The following is a 10,642-nucleotide window of genomic DNA, read 5'->3' as shown; positions in this document are numbered from 1 at the left end:
GTCCGAGCCCCGGCGGGCCTCCGTCGCGTTCCGGCGCGGGTCAGATCTGGATGCCCGCCATCCGCTTCCACTCGTACGGGCCGGTCTTCACCTTCAGGCCCAGCTCGCCCTCGAAGCTGTCGTGCAGGGTGATCCCGGCCAGCTCGGCGGCCCGGCGGCCGATCGGGTAGCTGGGCGCGACCTGGTCGCCCCAGGCGCCGTCCGCGCCGACCAGGACGATCCGGGTGCCGATGGCGCCGACGTACTCCACGACGCCGTCGGCGCTGCCGCCGTGCTGCGCGGCGAAGCTGCTCAGGTGCTTGGCAATGCGCTTGGCGCGGCGCTCGGCGCGGGCGTCCGGCGCGGTGGTGGTGGCGGTGTCCGCGTTGGTCATGCCCGCATGCTACCGAGGGGTAGCCGCGCTGGCGACGGCAGTGCGCTGTGCCGGAGCCCACACCTCCGCGGCCGCCAGCTCCCCGGCCCCGGCGTAGGCGCGGGCGAAGGCGGCGCCCTCCGGGCCGGGGCGGGCGATCCGGTGGATCCGCTCCAGCCGCAGCCGCAGCGCGAACTCGCGCTCCTCCGGCGGCAGCCCGGCGGGCAGGTGGAGCAGGTCGAGCAGTCCGTCGGAGAACTCCTGGGTGCGCCAGGCCGCCGCCAGTCGGCGCCGCTGGTAGCCGTCCAGCGCACCGCCGTCACCGCTGCCGACACCGCCCCCGTCACCGCCGTCACCGCTGCCGACACCGCCGCCACCGCCCAGCTCGGCCAGCAGCGCCCCGGCCAGGTCGACGACGTCGGCGACGGCCGAGTTGAGGCCCTTGCCGCCGGACGGGGTGACGGTATGCGCGGCGTCCCCGGCCAGCAGCAGCCGCCCGTGCCGGATCCGGCGGGCGACCCGGCCGCGCATCCGCAGCACGCCGGTCTCCAGCAGCTCGCCGGGCACCGGGTCCGGGCCGCCGAGCTCCAGCCGGTGCGCCAGCCCGGCCCGGATCCGGTCCGCGTCCCAGCCGTCCAGCCGCTCCCCGGCGGGCACCTCCAGGTAGAACCGGCCGACCTCGGCGGTGCGCGGCATCATCCCGGCGAACCCGTCCGCGTGCACCGCGTAGCGGATCGTGCCCACCGGCCGGTCGATCCGGGCCAGCACGGTCAGCCAGTCGTACGGGTAGCGGCGGGCCGCCCCCCCGGCACCGTCCGGGAAGGCGGCGGCGACCGGGCCGCGCGCGCCCTCGCAGCCGACCGCCCAGGCGGCGCGCAGCTCCCCGCGGGCGGTGTCCAGCACCGGCCGCCCCGCGCCGTCCGCCGTCACCGCCGCGACCGGCGAGGAGAAGGCGATCGTGCCGCCGTCCGCCTCGTAGGCGGCGACCAGGTCGCGGACCAGCAACTGCTGCGGGTACACCCAGTGCCGCGCGCCGCCGGAGAGCTCCCCGTAGTCGACGGTGACCTTCTCGCCGAGGCAGGTGATCTCGCACCGCCCGTGCCGCTCCCCCTCGGCGGTCAGCCGGTCCGCCAGCCCCAGCCCGCGCAGGTGCTCCACCACCCGGTGCTCCAGCACCCCGGCCCGGGCGGCGCCCTCCAGCTCGGCCCGGGAGCGCCGCTCGTGGACGGCGACGCCGACCCCCGCCCGGCGCAGCAGGTGCGCGAGCACCAGCCCGGCGGGCCCGGCGCCGACGATCGCGACGGTGGTGGTGCGGGTGGTCATCGGCGCGCTCCCGGTGCTCTCGGCGGACGTCCGCAACCTAGCAGCTGACGGTGTGTCAGTCCCGCGGCGTGAATACTGTCCGGGTGAACGATTTCCGTGGCTGGCCGGCCGAGGCGCTGGAGTTCTACGAGCACCTGGAGGCCGACAACTCGAAGACCTTCTGGGCCGCGCACCGCGCGGTGTACGACGAGGCGGTGCGGGCGCCGATGGAGGCCCTGCTCGCCCGGCTGGAGCCGGAGTTCGGGCCGGGGAAGGTGTTCCGGCCGAACCGGGACGTCCGGTTCTCCGCCGACAAGTCCCCGTACAAGACGCACGTCGGCGGGTACCTGGAGTCCGGCGGCTACGTGCAGCTGTCCGCCGACGGGCTGGCCTGCGGGCTGGGCTACTACCACCTGGAGAGCGACCAACTGGCGCGCTACCGCGCTGCGGTGGCCGAGGACGTGCCGGGGGCCGAGCTGGAGCGGGTGGTGGCGGCCGTCCGGGCGGCCGGGCCGCAGGTGGTGGGCCGGGCCAGCCTGAAGACGGCGCCGCGCGGCGTGCCCAGGGACCACCCGCGGATCGAACTGCTGCGCCACAAGGGCCTGATCGCCTGGCAGGAGTGGGAGCCCGCGGCCTGGCTGGGCACCGCGAAGGCGTACGGCCGGATCACCGGCTTCCTGCACGCGGCGGCGCCGCTGCACGAGTGGCTGGAGAACCACGTCGGCCCCAGCGAGCTTCCGCCGCGCTGAGGCCGAGGGGGTCGGGCAGGGAGGTCGAGCGGGGTGTCAGCCCACGAAGGGGTCGACCGCCACGACCAGGAAGAGCAGGGTCAGGTAGGTGATCGACCAGTGGAACAGCCGCATCTCCTTGAGCTTGGCGCCCACGATGCCGGCCCTGGCGCGCGACTGGAGGGCGTACGCCTCCTTCATCCACAGCGCGCCGAGGACGGCGGCGGCCGCCGGGTACAGCCAGCTGGTGTGCGCGGCAGGCCACAGCAGCAGCGAGGTCGCCACCATCACCCAGGAGTAGGCGACGACCTGCTTGGCGACGCCGATGTTGCCGCGGATCACCGGCAGCATCGGCACGCCGGCCTTGGCGTAGTCGTCGCGGACCTTCATCATCAGCACCCAGGTGTGCGGCGGCGTCCAGAAGAACACCACCAGGAACAGCACCACGGCCGCCCAGGACAGCGAGTTCGTCACCGAGGACCAGCCGACCAGCACCGGCATGCAGCCGGCGATGCCGCCCCAGACGACGTTCTGCGAGGTGCGCCGCTTGAGGCCGAGGGTGTAGACGAAGACGTAGAACAGCAGGGCGCCCAGCGCGAGCGCCGAGGACAGCCAGTTGACCAGGACGCCGAGCCACAGGGTGGAGACCACGGCCAGCGCGACGCCGAAGACCAGCGCCTCGCGCGGGGAGACCATGCCGGTGACGATCGGACGCCGCTCGGTGCGGGACATCACCGCGTCGATGTCCCGGTCGATGTACATGTTCAGCGCGTTGGCGCCGCCCGCCGACAGGTAGCCGCCGACCACGACCGCGAGGACCCGCCACAGGTTCGGCACGCCGCCCTGGGCCAGGAACATCACCGGCACCGTGGAGATCAGCAGCAGTTCGATGATCCGGGGTTTGGTGAGGGCCACGAAGGCCCCGACGCGGGCCCCGAACGGCCGGGGCGCGGTCCTCGTCCCTACCACCACCCCTGCGGGGCGGGATTCGACGGCGGTCACGGACACCTCAACAGTCGATGAACTTCCACAGGCGACCCGGAGACCCGCAGGGTGCCCGCCGTCCGCTCTGCGCGTACCACGCAACCATAGACGTTCCATATCTCCCGATCCGCCCCGGGGTCCCCGGCGAGCCGCACCCGCTCCCGTCTTGCCCTTCGGAACGGGCAAACCCTCCCCGTAAGGGTGAAGGTAGGACAGAGCGATTGACGCCCCGTCGGTGGAATGCGACGCCGCCGTCTCACGTTGCCCCGGCACAGAGGGTGAGGTGCGCCGCAAACGGTAGGCTCGCACAGAGAAGCGGGATCAACCCTCCGTGATCGGCACCAGCCACAGCGGCGTGGCCGAGCGGTCCTCTTCACGGGGTCACACTTCACAGAATCCGGAAGGAGCCCTGAGTCAGGGTGAGCACCACGCCGAACGTCTTTGAGTGGAGCGAGGCGGACCAGCGGGCCGTCGACACGGCCCGGGTCCTGGCCATGGACGCCGTGCAGAAGGTGGGGAACGGGCACCCCGGAACCGCCATGTCGCTGGCTCCCGCCGCGTACCTGATCTTCCAGCGCTTCCTGCGCCACGACCCGACCGACCCGACCTGGGTCGGCCGCGACCGCTTCGTGCTCTCCCCGGGGCACACCTCCCTCACGCTGTACACCCAGCTGTTCCTGTCCGGCTACGGGCTGTCCCTGGACGACCTGAAGGCGTTCCGGGTGGCGGGCAGCCGCACCCCCGGCCACCCCGAGCACGGGCACACCGCCGGCGTCGAGACCACCACCGGTCCGCTCGGCCAGGGCATCGGCAACGCGGTGGGCATGGCGATGGCCGCCCGCTACGAGCGCGGCCTGTTCGACCCGGACGCGGCGCCCGGCACCTCGCCGTTCGACCACACGGTCTGGGCGATCGTCTCCGACGGAGACCTGGAGGAGGGCATCTCCGCCGAGGCGTCCTCGCTGGCCGGCCACCAGAAGCTGGGCAACCTGGTCGCGCTGTACGACGACAACCACATCTCGATCGAGGGCGACACCGAGACGGCCTTCTCCGAGGACGTGCTCGGCCGCTACGAGGCGTACGGCTGGCACGTCCAGCGGGTCGCCCCGAAGGCCGACGGCGACATCGACGTGGCCGCGCTGGCCGCCGCGCTGGAGGCCGCCCGGGCCGAGACCGGCAAGCCGTCGATCATCGCGATGCGCACCATCATCGCCTGGCCCGCGCCGAACGCCCAGAACACCGGCAAGGCGCACGGCTCGGCCCTCGGCGACGCCGAGATCGCCGCCACCAAGAAGGTGCTGGGCTTCGACCCGGAGAAGACCTTCGAGGTCACCGACGAGGTCCTCGCCCACGCCCGCGAGGTCGTGGAGCGCGGCCGGGCCGCCCACGCCGAGTGGGAGGGCCGGCTCGCCGCCTGGCGCACCGCCAACCCGGAGCAGGCCGCGTCGTTCGACCGGATCCAGTCCGGCGAACTGCCCGACGGCTGGGAGAAGGCCGTCCCGGTCTTCCCGGCCGGCAAGGACGTCGCCACCCGCAAGGCGTCCGGCGACACCCTGAAGGCGCTCGGCGCGATCGTCCCCGAACTGTGGGGCGGCTCCGCGGACCTCGCCGAGTCCAACCTGACCACCATCGACGAGGAGTCGTCCTTCCTGCCGGAGGGCAACCCGCTCAAGAGCGCCTCGCCGTACGGCCGGACGATCCACTTCGGCATCCGCGAGCACGCCATGGGCTCGATCATGAACGGCATCGCGCTGCACGGCCGCACCCGCGTCTACGGCGGCACCTTCCTGGTGTTCTCCGACTACATGCGCCCCGCGGTCCGGCTCGCCGCCCTGATGAAGCTGCCGGTCACCTACGTCTGGACGCACGACTCGATCGGCCTCGGCGAGGACGGCCCGACCCACCAGCCCATCGAGCACCTGGCCGCGCTGCGCGCCATCCCCGGCCTCGCGGTGGTCCGCCCGGCGGACGCCAACGAGACCGCCGTGGTGTGGCGCACCGTGCTGGAGCGGCAGACCAGCCACCCCGGCCCGGTCGGCCTGGCGCTGACCCGCCAGGGCGTGCCGACCTTCGACCGCGAGGTGTTCGGCTCCGCCGAGGGCGCGGCCAAGGGCGGCTACGTGCTGGCCGAGGCCACCGGCGGCGCGCCGAAGGTGATCCTGCTCGGCACCGGCTCCGAGGTGCAGATCGCCGTGGCGGCCCGCGAGGTGCTGGAGGCCGAGGGCGTCCCGACCCGGGTGGTCTCGCTGCCGTCCGTGGAGTGGTTCAACGAGCAGGACCAGGCGTACCGGGACAGCGTGCTGCCGCCGAACGTCCGGGCCCGGGTCTCGGTCGAGGCGGGCATCGCCCAGGGCTGGCGCGAGCTGGTCGGCGACGCCGGCCGGATCATCAGCCTGGAGCACTTCGGTGCCTCCGCCGACTACAAGGTGCTGTACGAGGAGTTCGGCCTCACCGCCGAAGCGGTCACCAACGCCGCCCGTGCCTCGCTGCGCACGGTCGAAGCCGTCTCGCGCTGACGCGCTGACCCGCCCGGTCCGGGGTATCCGCACTACCCCGGGCCGGCTCCCCGGACTCCACCAGACGTACGAGAAGAAGAAGAGGGACTGAGCACCATGACCGACGCTTTGAACCGCCTCAGCGAAGAAGGCGTGGCGATCTGGCTCGACGACCTGAGCCGCGAGCGCCTGAACTCCGGCAACCTGGCCGAGCTGGTGCAGGAGAAGCACGTCGTCGGCGTCACCACCAACCCGACCATCTTCCAGAAGGCCATCGGCAGCGGCAGCGCCGCCTACGACGGCCAGCTGACCGACCTCGCGGTCCGCAAGGTCACCACCGAGGAGGCGATCCGCATGATCACCACCTCCGACGTGCGGGACGCCGCCGACGTGCTGCGCCCCGTCTACGACGCCTCCAACGGCCGCGACGGCCGGGTCTCCATCGAGGTCGACCCGCGCCTGGCCCACCGCACCGACGCCACCGTGGCCGAGGCCAAGCAGCTGTGGTGGCTGGTCGACCGCCCCAACGTGCTGATCAAGATCCCCGCCACCATGGGCGGCCTTCCCGCGATCAGCCAGGTGCTGGCCCGGGGCATCAGCGTCAACGTCACGCTGATCTTCTCGCTCGAGCGCTACAAGGCCGTCATCGACGCCCACCTGACCGGCCTGGAGCAGGCCAAGGCCGCCGGCCTGGACCTCTCCCAGATCGAGTCGGTCGCCTCGTTCTTCGTCTCCCGCGTGGACACCGAGATCGACAAGCGCCTGGAGGCGGTCGGCACCCCCGAGGCCAAGGAGCTGCGCTCCAAGGCCGCCGTGGCCAACGCCCGCCTCGCCTACCAGGCGTACGAGGAGGTCTACGGCTCGGTGGACGGCTCCAAGCCGGCCTCGGCCCGCTGGGCGGCCCTGGAGGCGGCCGGCGCCAAGCCGCAGCGCCCGCTGTGGGCCTCCACCGGCGTCAAGGACCCGAACCTGCCGGACACCCTCTACGTGACCGAGCTGGTCGCCCCGGGCACCGTCAACACCATGCCCGAGGCCACCCTGGACGCCACCGACGACCACGGCGAGGTCACCGGCGACACCATCACCCCGAACTACGCCGACGCCAAGGCCGTGCTCGACGCGGTCGCCGCCGCGGGCGTGGACTACGACGACGTGGTCCAGGTCCTGGAGGACGAGGGCGTCAGCAAGTTCGAGGCGTCCTGGACCGAGCTGCTCGACACCGTCACGGCGGCGCTCGACGCGCACGGCAAGAACTGACTCCTGCTCACGAACTGACGTCACGGAAGCGGAGCACACCACAGTGAGCAACACCCAGCCGTACCCGGATGTGGAGGGCACGGAACCGGCCGCGGGCGACACCCCCGTCCGGTCCGTCAACCCGCTGCGCGACCCCGCCGACCGGCGGCTCCCGAGGATCGCCGGCCCGTCCGGTCTGGTGATCTTCGGCGTCACCGGCGACCTGTCGCGCAAGAAGCTGATGCCGGCCGTCTACGACCTCGCCAACCGCGGCCTGCTGCCGCCGGGCTTCTCGCTCGTCGGGTTCGCCCGCCGCGAGTGGGAGGACGAGGACTTCGCCAACGAGGTGCACGACGCCGTCAAGGAGCACGCCCGCACGCCCTTCCGCGAGGAGGTCTGGCAGCAGCTGGCGAAGGGCATGCGCTTCGTCCAGGGCGACTTCGGCGACGACGAGGCGTTCGACACCCTGCGCCGCACGATCGAGGACCTCGACCGGGCGCAGGGCACCGGCGGCAACTTCGCGTTCTACCTGTCGGTGCCGCCGAAGTTCTTCCCGACCGTGGTCCAGCAGCTCAAGAAGCACGGCCTGACCGACCCGGCGCCGGGCTCCTGGCGCCGGGCCGTGATCGAGAAGCCGTTCGGCCACGACCTGGCCAGCGCCCAGGAGTTGAACCGGATCGTCCACGAGGTCTTCCCCCGGGACGAGGTCTTCCGGATCGACCACTACCTGGGCAAGGAGACCGTCCAGAACATCCTGGCGCTGCGCTTCGCCAACCAGATGTTCGAGCCGATCTGGAACCGGTCGTACGTCGACCACGTGCAGATCACCATGGCCGAGGACATCGGGATCGGCGGCCGGGCGGGCTACTACGACGGGATCGGCTCCGCCCGTGACGTCATCCAGAACCACCTGCTGCAGCTGATGGCGCTGACCGCCATCGAGGAGCCGGCGTCCTTCCACCCGAAGGCGCTGGTCGCCGAGAAGCTGAAGGTGCTCAGCGCCGTCAAGCTGCCCGCCGACCTGGGCGCGCACACCGTGCGCGGCCAGTACGCGGCGGGCTGGCAGGGCGGCGAGGAGGTGCTCGGGTACCTGGACGAGGACGGCATCGACCCCGAGTCCAAGACCGACACCTACGCCGCGATCAAGCTGGAGATCAACAACCGGCGCTGGGCGGGCGTCCCGTTCTACCTGCGCACCGGCAAGCGGCTGGGCCGCCGGGTCACCGAGATCGCGGTGGTCTTCCAGCGCGCCCCGTACCTGCCGTTCGACTCCTACGCCACCGAGGAGCTCGGCCAGAACGCCCTGGTGATCCGCGTCCAGCCGGACGAGGGCGTCACCGTGCGCTTCGGCTCGAAGGTCCCCGGCACCGCGCTGGAGGTCCGCGACGTCACGATGGACTTCGCCTACGGCGAGTCCTTCACCGAGTCCAGCCCCGAGGCGTACGAGCGCCTCATCCTGGACGTCCTGCTCGGCGACGCGAACCTCTTCCCGCGGCACCAGGAGGTCGAGCTGTCCTGGCAGATCCTCGACCCGATCGAGCAGTACTGGGACGCCAACGGGAAGCCCGCGCAGTACCCGGCCGGCACCTGGGGGCCGGTCGAGGCGGACGAGATGCTCGCACGAGACGGCAGGAGCTGGCGCCGGCCATGAAGATCGACCTGACGGACACCACGTCCAGCAAGATCAACGCGACCATGATGGACGCCCGCCGGGCCAGCGGCTCGACCGCCGCCGGCATGGTGCTGACCCTGGTCATCGTGACCGACGAGGGCAGCGCCTACGACGCCCTCAAGGCCGCCAACGACGCGTCCCGCGAGCACCCCTCGCGCATCCTGGCCGTCATCAAGCGGGCCGGCCGCTCGCCCCGCGCCCGGGCCGAGACCCGGCTCGACGCGGAGATCCTGGTCGGCACGGAGGCGGGCAGCGGCGAGACGGTCGTGCTGCGGATGCACGGCGAACTCGCCGCGCACGCCCAGTCCGTGGTGCTGCCGCTGCTGCTGCCGGACGCCCCCGTGGTGGTCTGGTGGCCGGACAACGCGCCGCTCAACCCGGCGCAGGACCCGCTGGGCGCGCTCGCCCAGCGCCGCATCACCGACGCGGTGACCGCGGAGTCCCCGGTCGGCCAGCTCGCCCAGCGGGCGGCCGGCTACACCCCCGGCGACACCGATCTCGCCTGGACCAGGATCACCGGCTGGCGCTCCATGCTGGCCGCCGCCCTGGACCAGCGCGAGGTCACCATCACCGGCGCCGTGGTCGAGGGCGAGTCGTACAACCCCAGCGTCGAACTGCTCGGCCTGTGGCTGAACAACCGGCTGCGCGTCCCGGTCGAGCGGGTCGTCACCGGCGGCCCCGGCATCACCGCGGTGCGGCTGCGCACCGAGGACGGCGACATCACCCTCGACCGCCCCGACGGCCTGCTCGGCACGCTCTGCATGCCCGGCGCGCCCGACCGGATGGTCGCGCTCAAGCGCCGCGACACCGCCGAGCTGATCGCCGAGGAGCTGCGCCGCCTCGACCCCGACGACATCTACGCCACCGCCGTCCGCACCCCGGTCGACCGGCTGCGCGAGCGGATCGCCGGGGTCGGGCACGCGGGCCCCGGCGGCACCGTGGAGGCCGAGGCCCCCGCGGCGGCGGAGTCGGAGACGCCCAAGGTGGTCGAGGCGGCGGCCGCCGCCCCGGCCCGGGTCACCGCCAAGCTGCCGGCGAAGGCAGCGGCCGGGAAGACCGCCGCGAAGAAGGCGCCCGCCGCCGAGAAGGCCGCCCCGCGCAAGCGGAGCGGCCAGTGAGCGGCGACCTGGTCCTGGTCCACCGGGACGCCGCGCTGCTCGCCCAGGCGGCGGCCGCCCGGCTGCTGACCGCCCTGGCCGACGCCCAGGCCGCCCGCGGCACCGCACACCTGGTGCTCACCGGCGGCCGCAACGGCAACGCCCTGCTCGCCGCGCTCGCCGCCCACCCGGCGCGCGACGCGGTGGACTGGGCGCACGTCGACCTGTGGTGGGGCGACGAGCGCTACCTGCCGGCCGGCGACCCGGAGCGCAACGCGGTGCAGGCCGCCGCGTTCCTGGACGCCGTCCGGCCGCTCGGCGCCCGGGTGCACGAGATGCCCCCGGCGGACGGCGGCACCCCGGCCGAGACCGCCGCCGAACAGTACGCCGCCGACCTGGCCGCGGCCGCCGACCCCGGCGAGCGCCTCCCGGTCTTCGACGTCCTGCTGCTCGGCGTCGGCCCCGACGCGCACGTCGCCTCGCTCTTCCCCGGCCACCCCGGGGTCGAGCGGACCGACGGCACCGTCATCGCCGTCCACGACTCCCCCAAGCCCCCGCCGACCCGCCTCTCGCTGACCCTGCCCGCCCTGCACCACGCCCGCCAGGTGTGGCTGCTGGCCGCCGGCGAGGACAAGGCCGACGCGGTCGCGCTGGCCCGCACCTCCCCCGGGGCCGCCACGGCCCCGGCCGGCGCGGTCAGCGGCACCGAGCGGACGCTCTGGCTGCTGGACGACGCGGCGGCGGGCAAGCTCGGCTAGGCCCCCGCACCCCGCACG

General features: G+C 73.4%; 9 protein-coding genes. 6 read left to right on the top strand and 3 right to left on the bottom strand.

Features of this window, described 5'->3' with window-relative positions; genetic code table 11:
- Window positions 1-40: 40 nt before the first annotated feature.
- Together ACFUEL_RS26045 and ACFUEL_RS26040 are read right to left on the bottom strand one after the other, a co-directional pair.
- Window positions 41-373 carry a hypothetical protein gene (locus tag ACFUEL_RS26045; protein ID WP_380239188.1) on the bottom strand — a complete coding sequence of 111 codons (333 nt, stop codon included), beginning with the start codon at window positions 371-373 and terminating at the stop codon, window positions 41-43.
- 9 nt (window positions 374-382) lie between these two features.
- Entirely contained in the window at window positions 383-1,675 is a 1,293-nt protein-coding gene (locus ACFUEL_RS26040; RefSeq protein WP_380239187.1) for an FAD-dependent monooxygenase, read from the bottom strand.
- A gap of 83 nt (window positions 1,676-1,758) precedes the next feature.
- On the opposite strand from ACFUEL_RS26040, the gene ACFUEL_RS26035 reads away from it, so the two are divergent.
- On the top strand, window positions 1,759-2,403 hold the full coding sequence (locus tag ACFUEL_RS26035; RefSeq protein WP_380239186.1) for a DUF2461 domain-containing protein: 645 nt from the start codon (window positions 1,759-1,761) through the stop codon (window positions 2,401-2,403).
- A 36-nt stretch (window positions 2,404-2,439) separates the two neighbouring features.
- On the opposite strand, the gene ACFUEL_RS26030 is transcribed toward ACFUEL_RS26035, so the two are convergent.
- Window positions 2,440-3,384, bottom strand: coding sequence for a heme o synthase (locus ACFUEL_RS26030; protein ID WP_380239185.1), 945 nt, complete (start codon window positions 3,382-3,384; stop codon window positions 2,440-2,442).
- Between the two features lie 401 nt (window positions 3,385-3,785).
- Here ACFUEL_RS26030 and tkt point away from each other — a divergent pair, with 401 nt between their 5' ends.
- The 5 genes from tkt (at window position 3,786) to pgl (ending at window position 10,624) form a co-directional block, all read left to right on the top strand.
- Entirely contained in the window at window positions 3,786-5,882 is a 2,097-nt protein-coding gene (gene tkt / locus ACFUEL_RS26025; RefSeq protein WP_380239184.1) for a transketolase, read from the top strand.
- 96 nt (window positions 5,883-5,978) lie between these two features.
- Window positions 5,979-7,118 carry a transaldolase gene (tal, locus tag ACFUEL_RS26020; protein ID WP_380239183.1) on the top strand — a complete coding sequence of 380 codons (1,140 nt, stop codon included), beginning with the start codon at window positions 5,979-5,981 and terminating at the stop codon, window positions 7,116-7,118.
- A 70-nt stretch (window positions 7,119-7,188) separates the two neighbouring features.
- Complete coding sequence (gene zwf, locus ACFUEL_RS26015) at window positions 7,189-8,748, top strand: glucose-6-phosphate dehydrogenase (RefSeq protein WP_380239189.1); 1,560 nt, start codon at window positions 7,189-7,191, stop codon at window positions 8,746-8,748.
- Complete coding sequence (opcA, locus tag ACFUEL_RS26010; protein ID WP_380239182.1) at window positions 8,745-9,887, top strand: glucose-6-phosphate dehydrogenase assembly protein OpcA; 1,143 nt, start codon at window positions 8,745-8,747, stop codon at window positions 9,885-9,887. The genes zwf and opcA overlap by 4 nt, the downstream gene beginning before the upstream one ends.
- Entirely contained in the window at window positions 9,884-10,624 is a 741-nt protein-coding gene (gene pgl, locus ACFUEL_RS26005; protein ID WP_380239181.1) for a 6-phosphogluconolactonase, read from the top strand. Before opcA ends, pgl begins: the two co-directional genes overlap by 4 nt.
- The last annotated feature ends 18 nt before the right edge of the window (window positions 10,625-10,642 follow it).

This window comes from Kitasatospora sp. NPDC057198, from assembly GCF_042670125.1.
GTDB lineage: Bacteria > Actinomycetota > Actinomycetes > Streptomycetales > Streptomycetaceae > Kitasatospora.
Note: the sequence above shows the minus strand (reverse complement) of the source record. Positions and strands in the feature narration are given on the sequence as shown.